The organism is Escherichia sp. GZ89, from assembly GCF_019366485.1.
In the GTDB taxonomy this organism is placed as follows: Bacteria; Pseudomonadota; Gammaproteobacteria; order Enterobacterales; family Enterobacteriaceae; genus Escherichia; species Escherichia fergusonii.
Genome location: NZ_JAEOHX010000006.1, coordinates 99,746 through 124,733 on the forward strand (window position 1 = coordinate 99,746; position 24,988 = coordinate 124,733).

The window sequence follows — 24,988 nt, forward strand, 5'->3', positions numbered from 1 at the left end:
CTCTCCCATTATTTATCACAGAAAAGGAATTCTTCGTGATTACGCTAATTGGTCATCCTGAAAGCAAACGCACATTTTATTTTTGCCAGGCAGCGTCACGCTTACAGGAACATATCAACGTGGTGAACTATGATCAAGCGCTTACCCTGCCGCTAAATAAAGGCATGGTAAAAATCGATCCCCCCTTACATCAGGAAACAGATATTCGCTTAATTAATACGGTTAGCCAAAACTATATTACTTTTTTACAAAAAATGGCTAACCGAAGGGAAATCCGTTTTATTAACTCACCAGAAAGTATTATTCATCTTCTGGATAAACGCCACTGTAAACAACGATTAATCGAGCACGCGATCCCGACACCGCCGATATTCGCGGATGGTGTCCGTAGCTACGATCAACTGATCGCCTGTATGCGCAGCGAAAAGGTTTATCGCGTGTTTATTAAGCCGAATTTCGGATCAGGGGCCGCTGGGGTGCTGGCATTGAGTTTACATCCCGGCGATAACCGTCAGGTGCTTTATTGCGCCATCCAGGTTGCAGGTAACAGACTGGTGAACAGTAAACACATTATCCGCTATGAAAACAGCGATGATATTACGTTGATTGTGAATACTATTTTGCAACAAGACAATATTATCGAACGCTGGCTGGCAAAAGCCAGGGTGGGCAATAAAAGCTACGATTTACGCATAGTGTACGTTAATGGCGAAATCGTCTGGCGGGTTGTCAGAACATCATCACAGCCGATCACCAATTTACATTTACAAAATGAAGCTATCCGTTTTGCCGATCTTAATTTACCCGCAAAAAAAGTGGCTGAAATTGACACCCTTTGTCTCAACGCAATGAAACTCTACCCGGACGTACACATTGCCGGGCTTGACGTATTACTCACGCAAAAGTTAACACCCTATATTATCGAAATTAACGGCCAGGGCGATCTTATTTATCAGGACACCTGCGAACAAAACAAAATTTATCAACGCCAGATTCAGGTAATGAGAGAACACCATGTATAACGTAACAGACGAAGTACCGGAAAATACCCGCACGGCAATCCATTCCTGCGATGGCGAAATCAATTTAAATGATCTGATTGTCAGGGGAGCCAATGTCTTGTTTGTGGTGATTGACTCCCTGCGTTTTGATATTGCGTTTCAGGAACAAGAGGCGGGAAATACACCAAATATTAACCGCTATGGTCGCTGGATAAAGTGTGAAGCCGCTGGCAATTTTACCTGGCCTTCGCATCATTCGATGTTCTCTGGTTTTATGCCTAAGCCGCTGGAAGCTGCACCTGGTCATTCAATGCTCTTTTTCCCCAAAGATATTGGTTTAGGTCGTTTAGGGCCAAAAAATGCGTTCGCGTTCAGCGAAGAGACGTGGATTAAAGGGCTGGAAAACAAAGGTTACCGCACTATATGCGTTGGTGGCGTCTCCTTTTTTAATAACCGTTCAGGGATGGGGAAAGTGTTCCCGGCGATGTTTAAAGAGAGTTACTGGTATCCTAATTTCTCCTGCACGGTGAAAGAGAGCATGGATAATCAGCTCACCTTAATTAACAAAAAGGTGAACGCTGAACAGCCGCTGATGATGTATATCAATATCGACACCATTCATTATCCGAATCATTTTTATATTGAAAATGCCAAACCTGGCGATACGGTAGAAACTCACGCCGCTGCCCTGCATTATATTGATGCGAGAATCGAAAAACTTTTCGACACCTTCCGGCAAACCGGAAGAGAGACGTTAGTTATTCTCTGTTCCGATCATGGCACCTGCTACGGGGAAGACGGTAAATATTTCCACAGTTTTAACCATCCGATTGTGAATACCGTACCCTATTTTCACTTTGTGTTAGATGGCAAAACCCATGAATAATGAATCGATTTATCAGCAATATATGTACAGTTACCCGCATAAGACCGCTTATCGGGAATTAAACAATATTGCTTTTGCAGATATGAAGTCGCGTATTTACGAGCACAAAACACATCTCTATATTCATATGCCTTTTTGCCAGAGCCGCTGCGGGTTTTGTAATCTTTTTACCTGCACGGGAGCAAACAATGCCTTTATCGACAACTACATAGAGGCGATTATTGTCCAGGCCCGGCAAATGCAACTTGCGCCTGTAGACTGGGCCAGTTTTACCATTGGCGGCGGTACGCCACTGCTGCTTAATGTCGGGCAGCTGTGGCGGTTGTTTTGCGGGGTGTTTGACGAATTACAGGTCGATACGCAGATTTTTAAGGCCATTGAAACATCGCCTTCCGATACCACCGCCGAAAAGGTCGCGTTATTGCGCCAGCTTGCGGTAAGACGCGTCAGTATTGGTGTTCAGAGTTTTAACGATCTGGAACTTGCCACATTACACCGCCGCCATAGCGCGGTAAATGCCCATCGGGCGCTGGAGCTACTGCGCAGGGGTAATTTCCCGATAATCAATATTGATATTATTTACGGTATTCCTGGTCAAACAGCTGCAAGTTTAATGGCGTCGCTTAATCAGGCATTAGATTATCAGCCTGACGAACTTTTTTTGTACCCGCTGTATAACATGCCGCGTCAGCCGGAAATGTATAGCCTCTATATTGAAGCCCGCGATCGCTTATTGCATGAAGGTTATACGCAAACGTCAATGCGCCGTTTTGTGCGGGTGAATAATGAGTCGACGGCTGAAAGTTGTGGCTTTGAAAATTCGCTGGCACTTGGCGCGGGCGGGCGCAGTTATCTTGGCAATTTACATTACTGCACGCCGTGGTCGCAAAACCAGTCCGCATCGCGACAAATTGTCGCGGATTTTATCGCCCGGCCAGATAAAACCCAAATTCACCACGGCTATGTCCTTTCACAAGCAGAAATGAAGCGGCGTTTTATTATCAAGAATCTCTTTTTCTATAAAGGACTTTCGTTAAGCGATTATCAGCACCAGTTCTTCTCTGAGGTATTAAGCGATTTTCCCCTGCTGGGAGATTTCATCAAACAAGATTACTGCCACCAGCAGGATAACCGCATTCTGCTCACCGTGCAGGGTTTAGCGCTTTCGGACCAGCTTGGCCCGCAGTTTATTTCCCCGGAAGTTCACAGTCTGGAGACGCATAAACGATGACGCTCAAGCAGATCCAGACGCTGATTTATCGCGGCGAGATAAAGTCGTGTAATTATCGCTGTGGTTATTGCCCTTTTCATAAACAAGACCGCAATGATAAACAGCAGGATGAAGCGGCATTATGGCACATGGTTGAACATTTACCGACGCTGGGTTCACCGTTAAATGTATTTATTACGCCCTACGGCGAAGCATTGCGTTATCGATATTATATGGCGGCGATGGCACAAATAAGCCGTTATTCCCATGTACAGGCGGTGGGTATTCAGACCAACGCCTCTTTTAATTTATCTGCGTTAATTGCGGCTTTTCAGCAGCATCAGGGCGATTTGGCAAAGCTGCGGCTGTGGTGTTCATTTCATCCTTCCCAGGTCAGTAAAGACGTTTTCCTTAAACAGATACTGGCAATTAAGGACGCGGGCATTACCTGTTCTGTGGGGGCCGTCGCCAGCGTAACCGACTATGACGCATTGCAGTGGTTACGCGCGCATCTTCTTCCCGATATCTATTTCTGGCTAAACGCCAATGAGCGCGATAAAAGGCCCACCAGCGACGAAAGAAATAGCCAGTTTCAGTTGCTGGACCCGCTTTATCATCTGGAAACCAGCCTCTGGCCTGCGAATGTCGAGTTTTGTCTCGGCGGTAAACAGAGCGTATTTATGAATGCTGATGGCGATCTCTTCGCCTGTAATATCAGTAAAATTAAGATTGGCAATTTATATCAGCAGCAACTTTCAACTCCGGCTTGTATGTCCAGGCACTGTCACTGTTATCTGGCTTATCATCTGCGTGAGGATATTCCGGCCCTCTCACAATTAGACGCTGAACGCTGCTTTCGGATCTTCTCGTTATGATCTGCCGGTTAATTGCGCTCGATTTAGACGGCACATTGCTGAACAGCAAAAAGATGATTTCCCCTGCGTCTATTTCGGCACTGCAAAGCGCCCAACAGACAGGTGTGAAGATTATCCTCGCCACCGGGCGTTCGCACAGCGAAGCCCTGCCTTATTACCAACAATTGCAGTTAACCGAGCCGATGATTTGCTGTAACGGCAGCTATCTTTATCATCCGCGCCAGCAGCAAATATTACGTCCGCTGGCGCTTGATATCCACAAGGTGGAACAACTACGACTCTGGTTTTCACAACAAATATTGCAGCCACATATTTATACGTACGATGATTTTGTTTTGCAGATTAGCCTGATACACCGCAAGACTTCGTTATTGCGCCAGACAGAGGAGTTTGCCCGGCAAGAACTATCGCTGAACTGTAGTTGGTCCTGGCATCACCAACTGGATATTACTCAGGCGGGGTGCGATAAAGGCAAAAGTCTGCTCTGGTATGCCCAGCAGCAAAATATCGCGCTGGATGAAATTATTGCCTTTGGCGACAACGATAATGATGCGGGAATGTTGCAGATGGTTGGGAAAGGTATTGCGATGGGCAATGGCAGCGTTCTGGCAAAAGCCTGCGCTGACTGCGTTATCGGTCACAACAACACAGATGCTATTGCGGATTTTCTTGATGCACAGGGTTTCAGATGACGCCTGATAAGATGCTTGCGCATCTTATCAGGCCTACAAAAGCAAAAAACCTGCCATCGCTGGCAGGTTTTTTATGACTTATAAACGAAATTAATCGTCTTTCGGTGCGCGGTTGGCGCGACGACGATCGTTTTCCGTCAGGTGACGTTTACGAATACGGATAGAGGTCGGCGTCACTTCTACCAGTTCATCATCATCGATGAACTCCAGCGCTTGTTCCAGCGTCATGCGGATAGGCGGAACCAGAACAACGGCTTCGTCAGTACCGGAAGCACGCATGTTGGTCAGTTTCTTACCGGTCAGACAGTTTACAGTCAGGTCGTTAGAACGGCTGTGAATACCGATAATCTGACCTTCGTAAACTTCGGCACCGTGACCGAGGAACAGCTTACCGCGATCCTGCAGACCGAACAGCGCGAACGCTACCGCTTTACCCTGACCGTTAGAGATCAGCACGCCGTTCTGACGCTGACCCACTTCACCCGGACGTACGTCGTCATAGTGGCTGAAGGTGGAGTACAACAGACCCGTACCAGAGGTCATGGTCATGAACTCAGAACGGAAGCCAATCAGACCACGGCTTGGGATCACGTAGTCGAGACGTACGCGGCCTTTACCGTCTGGATTCATGTTTTTCAGGTCGCCTTTACGTTCGCCCAGCGCCTGCATCACAGAACCCTGATGCTGTTCTTCAACGTCCAGAGTCACGTTTTCATACGGCTCTTGTTTACGACCGTCGATTTCACGGAAGATAACTTTCGGACGGGATACCGCCAGTTCGAAACCTTCACGACGCATGTTTTCGATCAGAACAGACAGGTGCAGTTCGCCACGACCAGAAACGCGGAACGCATCGGCGTCTTCAGTTTCTTCTACGCGCAGCGCAACGTTGTGTACCAGTTCTTTGTTCAGACGATCCAGGATCTGACGAGACGTTACGAACTTACCTTCTTTACCGCAGAACGGCGAGGTGTTAACGCAGAAGAACATAGAAACGGTCGGCTCATCAACGGAGAGTGCCGGCAGCGCTTCAACGTTTTGCGTGTCGCAAACGGTGTCAGAAATGTTCAGTTCGCCCAGGCCCGTGATCGCCACGATATCGCCAGCTTCCGCCAGATCGGTTTCGATACGTTCCAGACCGAGGTGGCCCAGCACTTTACCGACTTTCGCGTTGCGGGTTTTGCCTTCGCTATCGATGATAGTAACTTGCTGGTTCGGCTTCACTTTACCGCGCTTGATGCGGCCAATGCCGATAACGCCAACATAGCTGTTGTAATCGAGCTGAGAAATCTGCATCTGGAACGGACCGTCAAGGTCAACGTCCGGCGCAGGAACGTGGTCAACAATTGCCTGATACAGCGGGGTCATGTCTTCCGCCATATCTTCGTGGTCCAGACCCGCGATACCGTTCAGCGCAGAAGCGTAAACGATCGGGAAGTCCAGCTGCTCGTCGGTCGCGTCGAGGTTAACGAACAGGTCGAATACCTGATCCACAACCCAGTCAGGACGCGCGCCAGGGCGGTCAACTTTGTTGATAACAACAATTGGCTTCAGGCCGTAAGCAAACGCTTTTTTGGTTACGAAGCGCGTTTGCGGCATCGGGCCGTCAAATGCGTCAACCACCAGCAGCACTGAGTCTACCATGGACATTACACGTTCAACTTCACCACCGAAGTCGGCGTGCCCCGGAGTATCAACGATGTTGATACGGTAATCATTCCATTTGATAGCGGTGTTTTTCGCGAGGATGGTAATCCCACGCTCTTTCTCCAAATCGTTGGAGTCCATCACGCGCTCTTGGGTTTCGGCACGAGAGTCGAACGTACCAGATTGTTGGAGCAGCTTGTCTACCAGGGTGGTTTTACCATGGTCTACGTGCGCGATGATGGCGATATTACGCAATTTTTCGATCACAACTTTGCCTCAGGCATTAGAAATAGCGCGTTATTGTACACGGATTAATCGCACTACAAAACAGGATCACAAACATCCTCCGCAAACAAGTATTGCAGAGTCCCTTTGTGATCGCTTTCACGGAGCATAAAAAGGGTTATCCAAAGGTCATTGCACCAATATGGTGCTTAATGTTTCCATTGAAGCACTATATTGGTGCAACATTCACATCGTGGTGCAGCCCTTTTGCACGATGGTGCGCATGATAACGCCTTTTAGGGGCAATTTAAAAGTTGGCACAGATTTCGCTTTATCTTTTTTACGGCGACACGGCCAAAATAATTGCAGATTTCGTTACCACGACGACCATGACCAATCCAGGAGAGTTAAAGTATGTCCGCTGAACACGTACTGACGATGCTGAACGAGCACGAAGTGAAGTTTGTTGATTTGCGCTTCACCGATACCAAAGGTAAAGAACAGCACGTCACTATCCCTGCTCATCAGGTGAATGCTGAATTCTTCGAAGAAGGCAAAATGTTTGACGGCTCCTCGATTGGCGGCTGGAAAGGCATTAACGAATCCGACATGGTGCTGATGCCAGACGCATCCACCGCAGTGATTGACCCGTTCTTCGCGGACTCTACCCTGATTATCCGTTGCGATATCCTTGAACCAGGCACCCTGCAAGGCTATGACCGTGACCCGCGTTCTATCGCGAAGCGCGCTGAAGATTACCTGCGCTCTACTGGTATTGCCGACACCGTACTGTTCGGGCCAGAACCTGAATTCTTCCTGTTCGATGACATCCGTTTCGGCGCGTCTATCTCCGGTTCTCATGTTGCCATCGACGATATCGAAGGTGCATGGAACTCCTCCACCAAATATGAAGGTGGTAACAAAGGTCACCGTCCGGCAGTGAAAGGCGGTTACTTCCCGGTTCCGCCAGTAGACTCGGCTCAGGATATCCGTTCTGAAATGTGTCTGGTGATGGAACAGATGGGTCTGGTGGTCGAAGCCCATCACCACGAAGTAGCGACTGCTGGTCAGAACGAAGTGGCAACCCGCTTCAATACCATGACCAAAAAAGCTGACGAAATTCAGATCTACAAATATGTTGTGCACAACGTGGCGCACCGCTTCGGTAAAACCGCGACCTTTATGCCAAAACCGATGTTCGGTGATAACGGCTCCGGTATGCACTGCCACATGTCACTGTCTAAAAACGGCGTCAACCTGTTTGCGGGCGACAAATATGCAGGTCTGTCTGAGCAGGCGCTGTACTACATTGGCGGCGTAATCAAACACGCTAAAGCGATTAACGCCCTGGCAAACCCGACCACCAACTCTTACAAGCGTCTGGTCCCGGGCTACGAAGCACCAGTAATGCTGGCTTACTCTGCGCGTAACCGTTCTGCATCTATCCGTATTCCAGTGGTTTCTTCTCCGAAAGCACGTCGTATCGAAGTCCGTTTCCCGGATCCGGCGGCTAACCCGTACCTGTGCTTTGCTGCCCTGCTGATGGCCGGTCTTGATGGTATCAAGAACAAGATCCACCCAGGCGAAGCCATGGACAAAAACCTGTATGACCTGCCGCCAGAAGAAGCGAAAGAGATCCCACAGGTTGCAGGCTCTCTGGAAGAAGCACTGAACGAACTGGATCTGGACCGCGAGTTCCTGAAAGCCGGTGGCGTGTTCACTGACGAAGCCATTGATGCGTACATCGCTCTGCGTCGCGAAGAAAATGACCGCGTGCGTATGACTCCGCATCCGGTAGAGTTTGAGCTGTACTACAGCGTCTAATAGTTGAAGTTGTACTACCCGGCGCAACAACGCCGGGATTGAGTTGCCGTGGAAACTTTCAGCCCATCTCTGCATGGGCTTTTTTCTCCATAACTTCTTTGATGCTTCGCGCTTTTTATCCGTAAAAAGCTATAATGCACTAAAATGGTGCAACCTGTTCAGGAGACTGCTTTATGGCAACAGGCACGCAGCCCGATGCTGGGCAGATCCTCAACTCGCTGATTAACAGTATTTTGTTAATTGATGACAACCTGGCGATCCATTACGCCAACCCCGCCGCGCAACAACTGCTCGCCCAAAGCTCCCGCAAATTGTTTGGTACGCCGTTACCGGAACTGTTGAGCTACTTCTCATTAAATATCGAGCTGATGCAAGAAAGTCTGGAGGCGGGGCAAGGTTTTACCGATAACGAAGTGACGCTGGTGATCGACGGTCGCTCGCATATCCTTTCTGTGACGGCCCAGCGTATGCCGGACGGCATGATCCTGCTGGAGATGGCACCGATGGATAACCAGCGCCGCTTAAGTCAGGAACAGCTACAGCACGCCCAGCAGGTTGCTGCCCGTGATTTAGTGCGCGGCCTGGCGCATGAGATTAAAAATCCGCTTGGCGGTTTACGTGGTGCAGCGCAGTTGCTCAGCAAAGCATTACCTGACCCGTCACTGCTGGAATATACCAAAGTGATTATTGAACAGGCGGATCGGCTGCGAAATCTGGTCGACCGTCTGTTGGGGCCGCAACTGCCCGGTACGCGTGTCACCGAAAGTATTCACAAAGTGGCTGAACGCGTGGTGACGCTGGTGTCGATGGAACTGCCGGACAATGTGCGGTTGATTCGTGATTACGACCCCAGCCTACCGGAACTGGCGCACGACCCGGATCAAATTGAACAGGTATTGCTGAATATTGTGCGCAATGCACTACAGGCGCTGGGGCCAGAAGGTGGTGAAATCATTCTGCGTACCCGCACCGCGTTTCAACTGACCTTACACGGCGAGCGCTATCGGCTGGCGGCGCGGATTGATGTGGAAGATAACGGGCCAGGCATTCCGCCTCATTTGCAGGATACGCTGTTTTACCCGATGGTCAGCGGTCGCGAAGGTGGCACTGGGCTTGGCTTATCCATCGCCCGTAATTTGATTGATCAGCATTCAGGCAAAATTGAATTTACCAGTTGGCCAGGTCATACCGAGTTCTCGGTTTACCTGCCTATCAGGAAATAAAGGTGACGTTTATGCAACGAGGGATAGTCTGGGTAGTCGATGACGATAGTTCCATCCGTTGGGTGCTTGAACGTGCGCTCGCTGGAGCGGGTTTAACCTGTACGACATTTGAGAACGGCGCGGAAGTACTGGAGGCGCTGGCGAGCAAAACACCGGATGTACTGCTGTCGGATATCCGTATGCCGGGAATGGACGGGCTGGCGCTGCTCAAGCAGATTAAACAGCGCCATCCGATGCTTCCGGTCATCATTATGACCGCACATTCCGATCTGGATGCTGCCGTCAGCGCCTATCAACAAGGGGCGTTTGATTATCTGCCCAAACCGTTTGATATCGACGAAGCCGTGGCGCTGGTTGAGCGCGCCATCAGCCATTATCAGGAACAGCAGCAACCGCGTAATGTTCAGCTTAACGGCCCGACGACCGATATCATCGGCGAAGCGCCAGCCATGCAGGACGTGTTCCGGATTATCGGTCGGCTTTCACGTTCTTCTATTAGCGTGCTGATTAACGGCGAATCCGGCACCGGTAAAGAACTGGTCGCTCATGCCCTGCATCGCCACAGTCCTCGAGCCAAAGCGCCGTTTATCGCGCTGAATATGGCGGCTATCCCGAAGGATTTGATCGAATCAGAACTGTTCGGTCACGAGAAAGGCGCGTTTACCGGCGCGAATACTATTCGTCAGGGGCGTTTTGAACAGGCCGATGGCGGCACGTTATTCCTCGATGAAATTGGCGATATGCCGCTGGATGTGCAGACGCGTTTGCTGCGCGTACTGGCAGATGGTCAGTTTTATCGCGTTGGCGGCTATGCGCCGGTGAAAGTAGATGTGCGGATTATCGCTGCCACTCACCAGAATCTTGAACAGCGGGTGCAGGAAGGCAAGTTCCGTGAGGATCTGTTCCACCGCCTGAACGTCATCCGCGTTCATCTGCCGCCGCTGCGCGAACGTCGGGAAGATATTCCCCGTCTGGCACGCCATTTTTTACAGGTTGCCGCGCGAGAGCTGGGCGTAGAAGCGAAGTTGCTGCATCCGGAAACCGAAGCCGCGCTGACGCGTCTGGCGTGGCCAGGCAACGTGCGCCAGCTGGAAAACACCTGTCGCTGGCTAACGGTGATGGCTGCCGGACAGGAAGTGTTGATTCAGGATTTGCCTGGCGAACTGTTTGAATCAAACGTACCGGAAAGCACTTCACACATGCAGCCGGACAGTTGGGCAACGCTGTTAGCACAGTGGGCAGACAGAGCGCTGCGTTCCGGTCATCAAAACCTGCTTTCCGAAGCACAGCCAGAGCTGGAACGGACGTTACTGACGACCGCGTTGCGACATACGCAGGGGCATAAACAGGAAGCTGCGCGGCTACTTGGCTGGGGACGTAACACCCTGACGCGGAAGTTAAAAGAGCTGGGGATGGAGTGATTCACAGCTTGTGTGTAAAGATTGATTATTGAGCGCAAATTGCTGGTATTTTGCACTTTACTGTTCCGATAAGTTCAGTATGATCTTGCCCGGAAAACGGGGAGAGTCATTATGCTGGAATCAATAATTAATCTCGTATCGAGTGGCGCAGTTGACAGCCACACACCACAAACTGCTGTTGCTGCCGTGCTGTGTGCCGCGATGATTGGGCTGTTTAGCTAAAACCGGATGCGGCGTGAACGCCTTATCCGGCCTGTAAATCGTGCAAATTCAAAATATTGCAACTTCCGTTCAGGCCTGATAAGCGTGGCGCATCAGCTTCAAGGGCTGGGATTCCAGCCCTTGTTCGTGTTAATCCCAGCTCAGAATAACTTTCCCTGACTGACCTGAACGCATAGCGTCAAAACCCTTCTGGAAATCATCGATGGAGAAACGATGGGTAATGATCGGCGAGAGATCGAGGCCAGACTGAATCAGCGCCGCCATCTTGTACCAGGTTTCAAACATCTCACGCCCGTAAATGCCTTTGATGAACAAGCCCTTAAAGATCACTTTTGTCCAGTCGATAGACATATCAGACGGCGGAATACCCAGCATTGCAATACGACCGCCGTGGTTCATGGTGTCCAGCATAGTGCGGAACGCCGCTGGCGCACCAGACATCTCCAGACCGACATCAAAGCCTTCGGTCATGCCCAGTTCTGCCATCACATCTTTGAGGTTTTCTTTAGCGACGTTAACCGCGCGAGTAATGCCCATTTTGCGCGCCAGCTCAAGGCGATATTCGTTAACGTCAGTGATCACTACGTTACGTGCGCCAACGTGTTTCGCCACCGCCGCAGCCATAATACCTATCGGACCTGCACCAGAAACCAGTACATCCTCACCAACCAGATCGAACGACAGCGCCGTGTGCACGGCATTACCGAACGGATCAAAAATGGATGCTAAATCGTCGGAGATATTGTCAGGGATTTTGAAGGCGTTGAATGCCGGGATCACCAGATATTCAGCGAAACAGCCCGGACGGTTTACACCCACACCAATGGTGTTACGGCACAGATGAGTACGACCAGCACGACAGTTACGGCAATGGCCACAGGTGATATGGCCTTCGCCGGATACACGATCGCCAATCTTAAAGCCTTTCACTTCCTGACCGATGCCGACTACTTCACCGACATATTCATGACCAACAACCATCGGTACCGGGATAGTTTTTTGCGACCACTCATCCCAGTTGTAGATGTGAACGTCGGTCCCGCAGATGGCTGTTTTACGGATTTTAATTAGCAGATCGTTATGACCCAGTTCCGGCTCAGGAACGTCGGTCATCCAGATACCTTCTTCCGCTTTCAGTTTGGATAACGCTTTCATCTCACATCCTCAGGCGATAACGCCCAGTTGTTTACCAATGCGCGTGAACGCCGCAACAGCACGCGTGATTTGCTCAGGGGTATGCGCCGCAGACATCTGGGTACGAATACGCGCCTGACCTTTCGGAACGACCGGATAGAAGAAACCGGTGACGTAAATGCCCTCTTTTTGCAGCTCTCGGGCAAATTTCTGCGCCACTACTGCATCACCAAGCATGACCGGAATAATGGCGTGATCGGCTCCCGCCAGGGTAAAGCCCGCTGCCGACATTTGCTCACGGAACTGACGCGCATTCGCCCACAGGCGATCACGCAGTTCACTGCCCGCTTCAACCATCTCCAGCACTTTAATGGATGCGGCGACAATAGCCGGTGCCAGTGAGTTAGAGAACAAATACGGACGAGAACGCTGGCGCAGCCACTCAACCACTTCTTTACGCGCCGCAGTATAACCACCAGAAGCCCCGCCCAGTGCTTTACCCAGCGTACCGGTGATAATATCGACACGGCCCATCACATCGCAGTATTCATGGGAGCCACGTCCGTTTTCACCGACAAAACCAACGGCGTGCGAGTCATCAACCATCACCAGTGCATCGTATTTATCTGCCAGATCACACACACCTTTCAGGTTGGCAATCACACCATCCATCGAGAACACGCCATCGGTAGCAATCAGTACATGACGGGCACCGGCTTCACGCGCTTCTTTCAGGCATGCTTCCAGCTCTTGCATATTGTTGTTGGCGTAGCGATAGCGTTTAGCTTTGCACAGACGCACACCGTCAATAATAGAAGCGTGGTTCAGCGCGTCGGAAATAATGGCGTCTTCCGCGCCCAGTAACGTTTCAAAAAGACCGCCATTAGCATCGAAACAGGAAGAGTAGAGAATCGCATCTTCCATACCGAGGAATGCAGCCAGCTTCTGCTCCAGTTCTTTGTGGCTGTCCTGAGTACCACAAATAAATCGCACCGAAGCCATACCAAAACCATGAGAATCCATTCCCGCTTTTGCTGCCGCAATCAGTTCCGGGTGGTTTGCCAGCCCCAGGTAGTTATTGGCACAAAAGTTAATGACGTGGCTACCATCCGCCACAGTGATATCCGCTTGTTGAGCGGATGTGATAATGCGCTCTTCTTTAAACAATCCTTCCGCACGAGCGGTTTCCAGATCGTTGGCTAACTGATGATAAAAATCTCCACGCATCGCGATTCTCCAGACTGGGCAAATTTCAGCACATATTACCGAAAGCCATAGGTTGATACGAGATGAAGCATTTGTACTTGTCAAAAAATAAGCATAAATCACGCTCAGGCATACCACTTTCGGTGAATGGCTGTAGCCAGCGCCGTGTAGTGATATGATAGAAGTATTCGTGTCTGAGATTGTCTCTGACTCCACAATTCGAAGGTTACAGTTATGATCATCGTTACCGGCGGCGCGGGCTTTATCGGCAGCAACATCGTTAAAGCCCTGAATGACAAAGGCATCACCGATATTCTGGTGGTGGACAACCTGAAAGATGGCACCAAGTTTGTGAACCTGGTGGATCTGAATATCGCGGACTATATGGATAAGGAAGACTTCCTGATCCAGATTATGGCTGGCGAAGAGTTCGGCGATGTCGAAGCGATTTTCCACGAAGGCGCGTGCTCTTCCACCACCGAGTGGGACGGCAAGTATATGATGGATAACAACTATCAATACTCCAAAGAGCTGCTGCACTACTGCCTGGAGCGAGAAATCCCGTTCCTGTACGCTTCTTCCGCAGCCACTTACGGCGGACGCACCTCCGACTTTATTGAATCCCGTGAATACGAAAAACCGCTGAACGTCTACGGTTATTCGAAGTTCCTGTTTGATGAATATGTTCGCCAAATCCTGCCAGAAGCAAACTCACAGATTGTTGGCTTCCGCTATTTCAACGTTTATGGGCCGCGTGAAGGCCATAAAGGCAGCATGGCGAGCGTCGCTTTCCATCTCAACACCCAGCTCAACAACGGTGAATCGCCGAAACTGTTCGAAGGTAGCGAGAACTTTAAACGCGACTTCGTCTACGTGGGTGATGTGGCCGATGTGAATCTGTGGTTCCTGGAAAATGGCGTATCCGGCATCTTCAACCTCGGTACCGGTCGTGCAGAATCCTTCCAGGCAGTAGCGGATGCTACGCTTGCTTATCACAAGAAAGGCCAGATCGAATACATTCCGTTCCCGGATAAACTTAAAGGTCGCTATCAGGCGTTCACGCAGGCAGATCTGACGAATCTGCGCGCGGCGGGTTACGATAAACCGTTCAAAACCGTTGCCGAAGGCGTAACGGAATATATGGCCTGGCTGAATCGCGACGCATAAGAGCTCTGCATGAAAATACTGGTGATCGGCCCGTCTTGGGTTGGCGACATGATGATGTCGCAAAGTCTCTATCGCACGCTCCAGGCGCGCTATCCCCAGGCGATAATCGACGTGATGGCACCGGCATGGTGCCGTCCGTTATTATCGCGGATGCCGGAAGTTAACGAAGCTATCCCTATGCCTCTCGGTCACGGTTCGCTGGAAATCGGCGAACGCCGCAAACTGGGTCTTAGTCTTCGTGAAAAGCGCTATGACCGCGCCTATGTCTTACCCAACTCCTTCAAATCCGCATTAGTGCCTTTCTTCGCGGGGATTCCTCATCGCACCGGCTGGCGCGGCGAGATGCGCTACGGTTTACTCAACGATGTACGCGTGCTCGATAAAGAAGCCTGGCCGCTAATGGTGGAACGCTATGTGGCGCTGGCCTATGACAAAGGCATTATGCGTACAGCGCAAGATCTGCCGCAGCCATTGTTATGGCCGCAGTTGCAGGTGAGCGAAGGCGAGAAATCGTATACCTGCAATCAATTTTCGCTCTCATCAGAACGTCCGATGATTGGCTTTTGCCCGGGCGCGGAGTTTGGTCCGGCGAAACGCTGGCCACACTACCACTATGCAGAGCTGGCAAAGCAGCTCATTGATGAAGGCTATCAGGTAGTTCTGTTTGGCTCGGCGAAAGATCATGAGGCGGGCAATGAGATTCTTGCCGCTCTGAATAACGAGCAGCAGGCGTGGTGTCGGAATCTGGCGGGGGAAACACAGCTTGATCAAGCGGTTATCCTGATTGCAGCCTGTAAGGCCATTGTCACTAACGATTCTGGTCTGATGCACGTTGCGGCGGCGCTTAATCGTCCGCTGGTCGCCCTGTATGGTCCGAGTAGCCCGGATTTCACACCGCCGCTATCCCATAAAGCGCGCGTGATCCGCCTGATTACCGGCTATCACAAAGTCCGTAAAGGTGACGCTGAGGAGGGTTATCACCAGAGCTTGATCGATATTACTCCCCAGCGCGTACTGGAAGAACTCAACGCGCTATTGTTACAAGAGGAAGCCTGACGAATGCGGGTTCTGATCGTTAAAACATCGTCGATGGGCGATGTTCTCCATACGCTGCCCGCACTCACTGATGCCCAGCAGGTAATCCCGGGGATTAAGTTTGACTGGGTGGTGGAAGAAGGATTTGCACAAATTCCTTCCTGGCACGCCGCCGTTGAGCGGGTTATTCCTGTGGCAATACGCCGCTGGCGTAAAGCGTGGTTCTCGGCTCCCATAAAAACAGAACGGAAAGCGTTTCGTGAGGCACTACAAGCAGAAAACTATGACGCAGTTATCGACGCCCAGGGGTTGGTAAAAAGCGCGGCGCTGGTGACGCGTCTGGCGCATGGCGTAAAGCATGGAATGGACTGGCAAACCGCTCGCGAACCACTGGCAAGCTTGTTTTACAATCGTAAGCATCATATTGCAAAACAGCAGCACGCCGTAGAGCGAACCCGGGAGTTGTTCGCCAAAAGTCTGGGCTATAGCAAACCGCAGACTCAGGGCGATTATGCCATTGCGCAGCATTTCCTGGCTAACCCGCCAACGGACGCTGGGGAATATGCCGTATTTCTTCATGCAACAACCCGTGATGATAAACACTGGCCGGAGGAACACTGGCGAGAGTTGATTAGTTTGCTGGCTGATTCAGGGATTCGCATTAAACTTCCGTGGGGCGCGCCGCATGAAGAAGAGCGGGCAAAAAGACTGGCGGAAGGATTTGATTATGTCGACGTATTGCCGAAGATGAGTCTGGAAGGCGTTGCTCGTGTGCTGGCTGGGGCTAAATTTGTTGTGTCAGTCGATACAGGGTTAAGCCATTTAACTGCAGCACTGGATAGACCGAATATCACGGTTTATGGACCAACCGATCCGGGATTAATTGGCGGATATGGGAAGAATCAGGTGGTATGTAGGGCGCCAGATAAAGATCTTGCTTATCTGACTGCAGAAACGGTATTTAATAAAATCAATTCCTGATTAATACGTTATATATTATTTAAGATGGTGGAGAAGCAATGTTAACAGCCTCGCTGGCGCTACGTAATAAAGAAAACTGGAAACCGCACTGGAATAAAGCGTTGGTATTCCTCTTTATTGCAACCTTTTTCCTTGATGGTATAACCCGTTATAAACACATCATATCTATACTAATGATTATTACGGTAATCTATCAAGTTTCCCGTGCTCCAGGAACATTTAAAGTACTCTATAAAAATAATCTTTTTTATAGTATCCTGGTACTATCACTCATTCTTTTATATGCTACTTTCATATCACCTGATCTGAAAATTAGTTTTAAAGAATTCAGTAATACGGTGCTTAAAGGATTTTTGGCATATAGTTTACTTATACCCGCATTATTAAAAGATGAAGATAATGAAAACATCGGTAAAATTGTACTATACTCATTAGTTACCGGACTTGGGTTACGTTGTCTTGTTGAACTTATTCTTTATATTCAGGATTATAATAAAGGAATAATGCCATTTTCCACCTATGAACACCGTAGTATTTCCGATTCAATGGTGTTTCTGTTTCCAGCATTATTAAACCTTTGGCTTATCAAGAAAACCTCTTATAAAATAGCATTCGTAATTTTTAGTGGAGTTTTCTTATTTCTGCTATTAGGAACGCTGTCTCGTGGTGCATGGCTGGCAGTATTCATAGTGACTCTGCTATGGTTAATCTTAAATCGTCAGTGGAAATTATTGATGCTGACTTCCATCGTTATTTCTGTTGCCGCAGCAGGTGTATTTACCTATAAAGGTGGTCATGCCGGTAAAGACAGGCTTATTTATAAACTTCAACAGACCGACAGTTCGTCTCGCTATACTAATGGTACTCAAGGTACGGCGTGGACATTAATTATGGAAAATCCGCTTAATGGATATGGCTACGGCGATGATATTTACCATGCAATATATAATAAGCGTGTCGTAGATTTTCCGTCATGGAAGTTCAGGCAATCCATTGGACCACACAACGTTGTTTTGTCAATTTGGTTTGCAGCAGGTTTAGCTGGACTACTCGCTTTACTTTATCTGTATGGCTCTATTATCAAAGAAACAGCTAATGCAACATTTAAAAAAGTTGTGGTCACTCCTTATAATGGTCAATTGCTACTATTCTTAACGTTCATCGGTTTTTATATTATTCGAGGTAACTTCGAAGAAGTTGATCTTAAACCAATTGGTTTGATTGTTGGTTTACTGTTAGCAATGCGGAATAAATAAAAAAAGCCTGCCTGACATTAAATTCAGGCAGGCTCTTCAAATCCAATAATTTTTAACCAAACCAGTCTTGTATTTGTGCTTCAAAACGCTGAGTAACATGTTCCCAGCTATATTTTGAGAAAACAAAATTTCTGGCATTTTTAGCAATTTGAGCTCTGTCAACATCAGCCAAAACTCGCTTAATATCCGCGAGAATACTTTCAGATGTCATAGGCTCTGCAAGGTGATAGCCTGTAATTCCTTCCAGAACAAACTCACTGATACCACCTTTTTGACTGGCAAGTACAGGTTTACCTGCCGCCATCGCTTCAACAGCTACCATACAAAAAGCTTCTTCTACCTGAGAAGGCACAACAACTAAATCTGCTAAACGGTAATAGTTATGCATCTGCTCTGGTGGCTGTCCACCCGCCATAATGCATTGCGCTCCAATAGCTTTCGCTGCATCCAGAACTTTTTTCTGATATTCAGCTTTTTCGCCTTTTTTACTGGCAAATGGATCTCCGACAATCACCAGTTTGAGGTTATCTTGTATCTTATTCAGCTGATTAAAAGCCTCCATAAGCATCAGGCAACCTTTATCTGGTGATATTCTTCCTGCAAATAATAACACGGTATCATTCGCATCAATGTTAAGTTTCTGTCTCAAATCTTCAGTATTATTTTGTTCATACGATTCAGAACAAAAACCATTAGGCACAATAGCAATATTTGCATCAGGCATTTTTTCCGAATAGAAATCGAACAGAAACTGGCTAGGAACAATTATCTTTGTATTTTTGTCTAACTGACCAGGCTCGAAAGCATTATGAAGATGCATAACTAGCTGCGCTTGAGGACTTCTGCTACGAATCTGTTTATACAGCTTCATGCTATTGTGGATAACAATAACAGAGTCTTTCGGATCAGTGTTTTTAGGTTGGGTATTTAAAATGCGCTGAGAATATGGCACAGGATCAAGTCGAGTCCACTTTTGGAAAAGACGTTTATAGACTCGACTAAAACCAATGTAGTGAATATCACAATGATCATTTACTTTTGTGTAGGTTGGGTAACCTTCGTTTCGAATGCAGGCGATAGTTACTGGAATAGAAAGTCTTTTTGCGACCTGATAAATCCATGTTTCAACCGCTGCAGCTCCTTTTGGCGGTATAGAAAATATTGGTGTGACGGTAAATATTATTTTTTTAATCATTATTAGCCAACTCCAATATAATTTATAACACGTAATAAATACATATAAAGTATTAGCTTATTTTTTCATAAACACACGGCTCTTCAATTTCGGATATTTTCATATAGGGAATAATATCATATTGAATTGCAGTATCATCAGATAAGTTATAAATATTGATATCTTCTATATTTTCACGCATAAAACGGAAGAATGGTAAAATCTTGAATAAATCCCGACTCAACTCAGAGGGCATAGGATTCTTATCTTCATCATAGAAACGCGAACAGCTACCCGTTAAATCAAGGCCTGAACAGATAATACGAGCATACTTCAGCGAATAGGCTATTTGGATTGCAGCAAAAGCAACGGTATGGCATGAACAATAACCAAGGTTAATATCCTTGCAAAAGCCAACAAGACGACCTTTTTTAGAAAAAGGTACAGAGATCAGGAGCTCTTTATGAATTCGGCTCAAAATATTAAACTTAATCTTCTTTATCAATCCACCTTTTTCTCTGCGGTAAAATGAACGTAGTACCAGACAGTTTTGAAGGATGTACCGTTTATCTTCTTCAGAAGCATGTTCATAAACGTCAACATTTACGATGGTATTACGACTTCTCTGGCTAAATTTATAAAAATCATCACGTCGTTGATGTAAAAAGCGAACATCAGTAAGTACATAAATATAGGGAATAATATTATGACTTAATAGATATTGCGCAGAACCATTGACAGCAATAACATCCCTTGTCTGCAGCACTGACAATGGTGTTTTTTGCGATGTGGGGCCGGAAAGAAAAATAATAACATCATCAGACGTTTTACTTTCTATCAGGTTTTCAACATCTTTTTTGTCAATGTATCTAATATTCTTCATGATAAACCTGTGAAATAAGAACTCCGCATAGAAATGTCCTGACGAAGACGTTTAAATGTAAGACTTTTACTTTATCGTGCTGGCTTTCCTTTCAAACGCCGCATAAGATTACGTATTTTTTTACGATAAACTAAAAGATAATAACCGAGATCTTTAATCTCATTCTTAATATCATAATGTCGTTCTAAATCAATACGATCTTTCGCTTTACGTTGTGCAGATGCACGTTTTCCTGAGAGATCAATAATGCGTACTTCACCATTTTCAATAATAAAATTACCACGGTGAGGATCACCAGATACCATACCGTGTTCGTGCAATGAACGGATTGATTGTTGAATTTTATTTTTTAACGTTTCATCAATATCGGGGATATCACACAACTCTACGCCATCGATATATTCGATAATCATGATATAAGTATGGACAAAACGTAATGTTTTCCGTTCTGCTAACAAATAGAAATCATTGAGAGAATGTAGCCCCTCGTTACGCACTTTTTGAGTTTGCTCAAAAAGGCGTTCATAATAATCTCCCTTTAAAAGAGATTTAAAGAAACGTTCGTTGCGTTTAACTTTAGGAGAAAAAACTTTAAGTATCAATTTACCGTAATCGGTATCAATAAGCATGACTTTTGTATCATCTATAGAACGAAAAACTTTGATGATATTAATATCATAAGAAAGAAAGTCATTTAATACATTGAGATACTTTGAATTATTTTCATCGGTAAAAACAACTAAATCTTTGATTTTATTCTTCTGAATCATGTTAAACCAGTTAAATGTTATTTACGGTAATATTTTCGGTAAAGATAACACACTCCTGCAATGAGTCCTGAGATATAATGATGTTGCACTAACAGATGTTTATATCTTTTTTTGAATTCAATAATTGATTTTGCATCTCGTGGTGAGTCATCTTTCCAGGGGGATCTTTCTAAAGCTATTTTATAGTATTTTACCGATGGATAAATTGCCCATTTGTGCCACGGCTTGGTGGCCCCAGTATAGTGAATAAGAAGAGTATTCTCTTTTATCAACTCTTTATACTTTTGATGCGTTTTATCTTTTAACTCACTTTTTATTGTATAAATAGTGTTAAATTTACGTGGCAGGAATATTGTCATCCCTTTTAGTAGGACATTCATAACGTCCTGGTCAGGATACTTATAAATGCTATCTTTACTCATAAGAATAGACAGTGCTTTTTCGGTTAGTTTTGCTTCTGTCCATTTTTTTAGGTCTAAGTAAACGACACCAGAATTAAAATACTGCCCCCGAAGTTCAGGATCAGATAATCTGACTACCGCCTTTTCCTGCATTGGGTCAACATCCCTGACGACTGCAGCCACAGCTCCATTAAACTCTAAATGCAATAGTTGACTAATATCTCCCTTACAAACTACATCGGCATCAAGATAAAGCAAACGATTAAGTGTTATTCCCAATAATTGAAAAGCAAATAAACGGAAGTACATTGCTCTTGACCAGACTTGTGTACAAGGCAAGCACTGAAGATTATCAGTATTTATTCTATAAAGTGTGATTCTTAATTGGTATTGCTCAGCAAGTTTCTCGACTTTTTGAAAGAAATCGTCGCTATAAACATCAGCAATAATATAAAAATCAAGATTAACATGTCGATTATTGATGACAATTGAAGTAATGGATACACCTACAGCATCAAGATAATTTGCATCGACACCATAGGCAACATTTAAACTTTCAGCAGTATTTTCATCAATAAGCCTAAAATCCCAAGCTTTAACTTTATCTATCTCTATGGCAGGAAATGAGTCCACAAGGCTATCCTTATATCATTACTTTATAGTTTCCCAGTTTTAATGCTTTATCTTTTCAATAAAATAAAAAAGATAGTTGCTAAATCCTTTTAGATATCTATGCTTTTTAAGCATATGTTTTGCGCTATATCTTAATTGATTGCTATTATTCGGTTTCAGCAATGCCGTATTCTTCCATGGCGAAGCATTTTTTGCCTCCATAAAGGCTTGTGATACAGGATAATCCCAGGCCCAATCATGCCAGGGCTTGGTTGGCCCGATATAATGGATAAAAATAGTGTCGTTGGTTACTGGGTTTATAAAGCTTTCTTTTAGTTGATAATTTAAGCTAAACTGGGTGTTATATTTAATATCAGCAAAAATAAGTTTATCTGCCAGCAACATATTTAATACATCCTGATCAGGATGTGTTATTTTTTTGATTATTTCTGACTCATTTAGCATTGCAATGGCTCGTGCAGAAACCTGCTGAGCCGCCCATTGGGCAGTATTAATCAATAAAAAACCGGAGTTAAAGTAACCTTTAGCAATTCCCGCAACACCTAACGAATGGGCGCGTTTTTCCCACCAGTCAGCTTGCCCTTCTGTAACAACCATTGCAACTTTATCGTCAGGAAATGAGAATTTAATTAGTGGCTCAATAGTCCCCTGACAAATAATATCTGCATCCAGATAAAGAACTTTGGGTGCTTTATTAAAAAAGTAATCTGCGATAACAAAACGAAAATAAATAGCGTGAGTCCAGTTCTTGGTGCAGGGTAATGAACGGAGTCGATCGCCATTAATTAAATATATCTTAATTCTTGTTTTATATTGTCTTGCAAGAGCATCGAAATATTTGCGATCGTCATCACCGAAATAATCAGTAAAAATATGAAAGCATAATCGATTTCCTTCATTATACTTTAATATTGAAGCAATCGAAATTCCGCATCCAAAAAGAAAATTTTTGTCAGTCCCATAAGCGATATCCAGACAAAAATTTTCTGCTTCTATTTTATGATTATAATCAATAACCGAATTGAGAAATTCAGTTTCCTGGAAAAAAACCTGCTGCATTATTTCCTCCGGGAAATAACAGAAATAATTATCTTTTGCAATCTGTCGTAATATTTCGTCTGATAAAATTTATCAATCGACGCCGGAATTTTTTCATGTGAGATGTGAATTTCACCGGCTATGTATTTATTGAGAAGAGCGACAAAACCGGTCATATCACCCGGATGATATAAATGACCATTAACATCAGGCTGAATGATATCAGCAGGCCCGGAGACACAATCTGCACTGATACAAGGGATCCCCCACGACAAAGCTTCAAGTAGGGTCATTGGGAAACCTTCAAAAGATGACGTGAGTAATAATGCACTCACTTTTTTAATATCTTGCTGAACTAATTTCCAGGGATGTTGTTGCCAACCATACCAGACAATTCGATCATCAATATTTAATTCTCTACCATAAGCCTGGCATTTTTCGAAATCGGAGCCATCTCCTAATACATGAAGCTTCCAGTCACCTTGCACTTGTGATAAGCCATCAAGCAGATCTTTTACGCGCTTTTGGCCTTCAAATTTCATGCGCCCAACATATATGAATGTTGCCGTTTCGCCTTCCCCGGGTGCAGGAATGACTGAATTTTTCGCCTCGACGGGATTAAAAATAACGTTTATTGTCGATTCTGGTACACCCCGGCTAATCATTTGCTGTTTAATACCAGAGCTGATGGCTAAATGATAGTCGGCACAGGTGATATATTCAGCATGTTTTTTATGATCTAAAGAAAAATGCGGCCATGAAAATACAGGTACATCAATCCCCGATTTTTTACGAGCTTTAGCCGCATACAAACACGAGATCACGTCAATACAAATAACAACATCTGGCTGATAATCCTGAAGCCATTTGCTTAAAGCATGAATATGTTTCGCGCGACGCAAAAAACCTAAGCGAATATTGGAAAATGAACACGAGTACTTAATACCTTCCAGCCATCCCTTATCCATTTTGTCATTACGACAAAAGAAAAACATTTCACTTTGGATATGTTGTTGCCTGAAGGTAGTAATAACATCACGAATGACTGTTTCCATGCCGCCAAATCCAGAAACAGCTTCGCCAATAAATGCTATTTTCATTGAAACTCTCATGAATTGAGTAAAACTTACTGTTTTAACGGTTTTATTTTTCTATAAAATCAGAAACAATTGTTGACATCATTTTATCAGGGCTGAATTTATATAAACTATCATAATCCATTGGTTTAACAGGTGAGTTAATAAAATACTCTAACTTATCCCAATCATCATGACCCATTATAAAAAAGCGAGATTCACTATAGATTTCTGAACTAAGTATATTTATATTATTAGTAATTAATTTTTTATTGAAAAATAGTGCCTCAAGTATACGAAGAGTCCAGCCAGATTGGTTTTCTTTAGTTATATCAATAATGATATTAGCATTTAAAGTTCTTTTAATATTCTCTTCATAAGGTAATTGTTTTTCAATCAAATACTTTGAAGTCGGAGATGATGTCTTATCTTTGACAACATTAAAATCTAGCTTACATCCTAGTGTTGTTAATCTATCGGCTAATTCATTAATTATTTGAAGACGTCCTTTATCACGACCAAGAAAAAAACATATTGGTTGACTGTTATTTTTGTCAGATAAACTATAATTTCTAATTTCATCCATTCCTATAGGAAAAAATTGTTCTATTGCCTTGATCTTTTCATTCCCTATAAACCTATGTTCAAAATCATATATAACATCGAAATAAGTAGCGTTATCAAAAATAAAATCTTCACTAACAGTATTTCTTAGAAGCAAAACTTTATGACAGTTAATATTTTTTAATATTTGTTTGTTGATACCTTTATTAACAACGCTGTCATTAATGATAATTATGTCATCTTTTTTAATATCATTGAGGTAACGCTTGATGAATAATCGTCCAAGCCATGTATTGTCCATCCCTATTTTTGAGATTTTCTTATTAATCCAGTTGTATTTTTTTGGAGTTGTTATGTTTTTTATCTTGTACTTTTTTTTCAAGTACTGGATCATCTTTAATTCATAATCTGCAACCCAATTTATAAAATAAATAGTCATAATAA

23 protein-coding genes are annotated in these 24,988 nt (G+C 45.4%); 13 read left to right on the forward strand and 10 right to left on the reverse strand.

Translation table 11 applies throughout. The features are described from left to right. Positions 1 to 35: 35 nt before the first annotated feature. From K0335_RS11785 to K0335_RS11805, 5 genes are read left to right on the forward strand one after another with little or no spacing between them, the layout of a single operon-like run. Positions 36 to 1,022 carry an STM4014 family protein gene (locus K0335_RS11785; RefSeq protein ID WP_104920023.1) on the forward strand — a complete coding sequence of 329 codons (987 nt, stop codon included), beginning with the start codon at positions 36 to 38 and terminating at the stop codon, positions 1,020 to 1,022. Next, positions 1,015 to 1,887: an STM4013/SEN3800 family hydrolase gene (locus K0335_RS11790; RefSeq protein ID WP_160193784.1), complete on the forward strand. Its 873-nt coding sequence runs from the start codon at positions 1,015 to 1,017 to the stop codon at positions 1,885 to 1,887. Before K0335_RS11785 ends, K0335_RS11790 begins: the two co-directional genes overlap by 8 nt. Next, positions 1,880 to 3,118: an STM4012 family radical SAM protein gene (locus K0335_RS11795; RefSeq protein WP_219393837.1), complete on the forward strand. Its 1,239-nt coding sequence runs from the start codon at positions 1,880 to 1,882 to the stop codon at positions 3,116 to 3,118. The genes K0335_RS11790 and K0335_RS11795 overlap by 8 nt, the downstream gene beginning before the upstream one ends. Further along, on the forward strand, positions 3,115 to 3,972 hold the full coding sequence (locus K0335_RS11800) for an STM4011 family radical SAM protein (RefSeq protein WP_104920020.1): 858 nt from the start codon (positions 3,115 to 3,117) through the stop codon (positions 3,970 to 3,972). The genes K0335_RS11795 and K0335_RS11800 overlap by 4 nt, the downstream gene beginning before the upstream one ends. Further along, positions 3,969 to 4,664 (forward strand): Cof-type HAD-IIB family hydrolase, encoded by a 696-nt coding sequence (locus K0335_RS11805; protein ID WP_104920019.1) that lies wholly within the window; start codon positions 3,969 to 3,971, stop codon positions 4,662 to 4,664. Before K0335_RS11800 ends, K0335_RS11805 begins: the two co-directional genes overlap by 4 nt. Positions 4,665 to 4,754: 90 nt before the next feature. Here K0335_RS11805 and typA read toward each other — a convergent pair whose 3' ends face one another. Next, on the reverse strand, positions 4,755 to 6,578 hold the full coding sequence (typA, locus tag K0335_RS11810) for a ribosome-dependent GTPase TypA (RefSeq protein WP_000570668.1): 1,824 nt from the start codon (positions 6,576 to 6,578) through the stop codon (positions 4,755 to 4,757). Between the two features lie 372 nt (positions 6,579 to 6,950). Here typA and glnA point away from each other — a divergent pair, with 372 nt between their 5' ends. The 4 genes from glnA to K0335_RS11830 all read left to right on the forward strand — a co-directional run bounded on the left by glnA (position 6,951) and on the right by K0335_RS11830 (position 11,226). Then, positions 6,951 to 8,360, forward strand: coding sequence for a glutamate--ammonia ligase (glnA, locus tag K0335_RS11815; protein WP_001271704.1), 1,410 nt, complete (start codon positions 6,951 to 6,953; stop codon positions 8,358 to 8,360). A 173-nt stretch (positions 8,361 to 8,533) separates the two neighbouring features. Next, on the forward strand, positions 8,534 to 9,583 hold the full coding sequence (glnL, locus tag K0335_RS11820; protein ID WP_000190577.1) for a nitrogen regulation protein NR(II): 1,050 nt from the start codon (positions 8,534 to 8,536) through the stop codon (positions 9,581 to 9,583). An 11-nt stretch (positions 9,584 to 9,594) separates the two neighbouring features. Then, positions 9,595 to 11,004, forward strand: a complete 1,410-nt coding sequence (gene glnG / locus K0335_RS11825; RefSeq protein WP_001315107.1) for a nitrogen regulation protein NR(I) — start codon at positions 9,595 to 9,597, stop codon at positions 11,002 to 11,004. 111 nt (positions 11,005 to 11,115) lie between these two features. Beyond that, entirely contained in the window at positions 11,116 to 11,226 is a 111-nt protein-coding gene (locus tag K0335_RS11830; protein ID WP_000893994.1) for a YshB family small membrane protein, read from the forward strand. Between the two features lie 129 nt (positions 11,227 to 11,355). Here the strand turns inward: K0335_RS11830 and tdh are convergent, their stop codons facing one another. After that, positions 11,356 to 12,381, reverse strand: coding sequence for an L-threonine 3-dehydrogenase (tdh, locus tag K0335_RS11835; protein WP_000645980.1), 1,026 nt, complete (start codon positions 12,379 to 12,381; stop codon positions 11,356 to 11,358). 9 nt (positions 12,382 to 12,390) lie between these two features. After that, complete coding sequence (kbl, locus tag K0335_RS11840) at positions 12,391 to 13,587, reverse strand: glycine C-acetyltransferase (protein ID WP_001213787.1); 1,197 nt, start codon at positions 13,585 to 13,587, stop codon at positions 12,391 to 12,393. A 213-nt stretch (positions 13,588 to 13,800) separates the two neighbouring features. On the opposite strand from kbl, the gene rfaD reads away from it, so the two are divergent. Genes rfaD through rfaL form a run of 4 tightly spaced genes read left to right on the forward strand, consistent with a single transcriptional unit; the run spans position 13,801 to position 18,005 of the window. Further along, on the forward strand, positions 13,801 to 14,733 hold the full coding sequence (gene rfaD, locus K0335_RS11845) for an ADP-glyceromanno-heptose 6-epimerase (RefSeq protein ID WP_000587764.1): 933 nt from the start codon (positions 13,801 to 13,803) through the stop codon (positions 14,731 to 14,733). 9 nt (positions 14,734 to 14,742) lie between these two features. After that, complete coding sequence (rfaF, locus tag K0335_RS11850) at positions 14,743 to 15,789, forward strand: ADP-heptose--LPS heptosyltransferase RfaF (RefSeq protein ID WP_000699260.1); 1,047 nt, start codon at positions 14,743 to 14,745, stop codon at positions 15,787 to 15,789. Positions 15,790 to 15,792: 3 nt separating this feature from the next. After that, positions 15,793 to 16,749, forward strand: coding sequence for a lipopolysaccharide heptosyltransferase RfaC (gene rfaC / locus K0335_RS11855; protein WP_104920018.1), 957 nt, complete (start codon positions 15,793 to 15,795; stop codon positions 16,747 to 16,749). Between the two features lie 38 nt (positions 16,750 to 16,787). After that, positions 16,788 to 18,005, forward strand: coding sequence for an O-antigen ligase RfaL (gene rfaL / locus K0335_RS11860; RefSeq protein WP_219393838.1), 1,218 nt, complete (start codon positions 16,788 to 16,790; stop codon positions 18,003 to 18,005). A 52-nt stretch (positions 18,006 to 18,057) separates the two neighbouring features. On the opposite strand, the gene K0335_RS11865 is transcribed toward rfaL, so the two are convergent. From K0335_RS11865 to rfaS, 7 genes are all read right to left on the reverse strand, one after another. Continuing rightward, positions 18,058 to 19,200, reverse strand: coding sequence for a lipopolysaccharide N-acetylglucosaminyltransferase (locus K0335_RS11865; protein ID WP_046082763.1), 1,143 nt, complete (start codon positions 19,198 to 19,200; stop codon positions 18,058 to 18,060). A 52-nt stretch (positions 19,201 to 19,252) separates the two neighbouring features. Continuing rightward, on the reverse strand, positions 19,253 to 20,062 hold the full coding sequence (gene waaZ, locus K0335_RS11870) for a 3-deoxy-D-manno-oct-2-ulosonate III transferase WaaZ (protein ID WP_104920016.1): 810 nt from the start codon (positions 20,060 to 20,062) through the stop codon (positions 19,253 to 19,255). Between the two features lie 71 nt (positions 20,063 to 20,133). Next, positions 20,134 to 20,832, reverse strand: coding sequence for a lipopolysaccharide core heptose(II) kinase RfaY (gene rfaY / locus K0335_RS11875; RefSeq protein ID WP_000615161.1), 699 nt, complete (start codon positions 20,830 to 20,832; stop codon positions 20,134 to 20,136). A gap of 17 nt (positions 20,833 to 20,849) precedes the next feature. Next, positions 20,850 to 21,866, reverse strand: coding sequence for a lipopolysaccharide 1,2-glucosyltransferase RfaJ (gene rfaJ / locus K0335_RS11880; protein WP_000376845.1), 1,017 nt, complete (start codon positions 21,864 to 21,866; stop codon positions 20,850 to 20,852). Between the two features lie 39 nt (positions 21,867 to 21,905). Next, positions 21,906 to 22,925: a lipopolysaccharide 3-alpha-galactosyltransferase gene (gene waaO, locus K0335_RS11885; protein WP_001188015.1), complete on the reverse strand. Its 1,020-nt coding sequence runs from the start codon at positions 22,923 to 22,925 to the stop codon at positions 21,906 to 21,908. Further along, positions 22,925 to 24,004 (reverse strand): lipopolysaccharide 1,6-galactosyltransferase, encoded by a 1,080-nt coding sequence (gene waaB, locus K0335_RS11890; protein ID WP_000683963.1) that lies wholly within the window; start codon positions 24,002 to 24,004, stop codon positions 22,925 to 22,927. Before waaB ends, waaO begins: the two co-directional genes overlap by 1 nt. A 43-nt stretch (positions 24,005 to 24,047) precedes the next feature. Further along, complete coding sequence (rfaS, locus tag K0335_RS11895; protein ID WP_000158226.1) at positions 24,048 to 24,983, reverse strand: LPS core biosynthesis protein RfaS; 936 nt, start codon at positions 24,981 to 24,983, stop codon at positions 24,048 to 24,050. Between the last annotated feature and the right edge of the window lie 5 nt (positions 24,984 to 24,988).

Bases quoted from the DNA above. Each gene is read 5' to 3' on its own strand.
- waaO (WP_001188015.1), bottom strand. From the start codon at position 22,925: ATGCAGCAGGTTTTTTTCCAGGAAACTGAATTTCTCAATTCGGTTATT.
- K0335_RS11830 (WP_000893994.1), top strand. From the start codon at position 11,116: ATGCTGGAATCAATAATTAATCTCGTATCGAGTGGCGCAGTTGACAGC.
- K0335_RS11865 (WP_046082763.1), bottom strand. From the start codon at position 19,200: ATGATTAAAAAAATAATATTTACCGTCACACCAATATTTTCTATACCG.
- glnG (WP_001315107.1), top strand. From the start codon at position 9,595: ATGCAACGAGGGATAGTCTGGGTAGTCGATGACGATAGTTCCATCCGT.
- rfaS (WP_000158226.1), bottom strand. From the start codon at position 24,983: ATGACTATTTATTTTATAAATTGGGTTGCAGATTATGAATTAAAGATG.
- K0335_RS11805 (WP_104920019.1), top strand. From the start codon at position 3,969: ATGATCTGCCGGTTAATTGCGCTCGATTTAGACGGCACATTGCTGAAC.
- K0335_RS11790 (WP_160193784.1), top strand. From the start codon at position 1,015: ATGTATAACGTAACAGACGAAGTACCGGAAAATACCCGCACGGCAATC.
- rfaL (WP_219393838.1), top strand. From the start codon at position 16,788: ATGTTAACAGCCTCGCTGGCGCTACGTAATAAAGAAAACTGGAAACCG.
- K0335_RS11800 (WP_104920020.1), top strand. From the start codon at position 3,115: ATGACGCTCAAGCAGATCCAGACGCTGATTTATCGCGGCGAGATAAAG.
- waaB (WP_000683963.1), bottom strand. From the start codon at position 24,004: ATGAAAATAGCATTTATTGGCGAAGCTGTTTCTGGATTTGGCGGCATG.
- glnL (WP_000190577.1), top strand. From the start codon at position 8,534: ATGGCAACAGGCACGCAGCCCGATGCTGGGCAGATCCTCAACTCGCTG.
- kbl (WP_001213787.1), bottom strand. From the start codon at position 13,587: ATGCGTGGAGATTTTTATCATCAGTTAGCCAACGATCTGGAAACCGCT.
- rfaY (WP_000615161.1), bottom strand. From the start codon at position 20,832: ATGATTCAGAAGAATAAAATCAAAGATTTAGTTGTTTTTACCGATGAA.
- glnA (WP_001271704.1), top strand. From the start codon at position 6,951: ATGTCCGCTGAACACGTACTGACGATGCTGAACGAGCACGAAGTGAAG.
- rfaF (WP_000699260.1), top strand. From the start codon at position 14,743: ATGAAAATACTGGTGATCGGCCCGTCTTGGGTTGGCGACATGATGATG.
- waaZ (WP_104920016.1), bottom strand. From the start codon at position 20,062: ATGAAGAATATTAGATACATTGACAAAAAAGATGTTGAAAACCTGATA.
- rfaC (WP_104920018.1), top strand. From the start codon at position 15,793: ATGCGGGTTCTGATCGTTAAAACATCGTCGATGGGCGATGTTCTCCAT.
- tdh (WP_000645980.1), bottom strand. From the start codon at position 12,381: ATGAAAGCGTTATCCAAACTGAAAGCGGAAGAAGGTATCTGGATGACC.
- rfaD (WP_000587764.1), top strand. From the start codon at position 13,801: ATGATCATCGTTACCGGCGGCGCGGGCTTTATCGGCAGCAACATCGTT.
- K0335_RS11795 (WP_219393837.1), top strand. From the start codon at position 1,880: ATGAATAATGAATCGATTTATCAGCAATATATGTACAGTTACCCGCAT.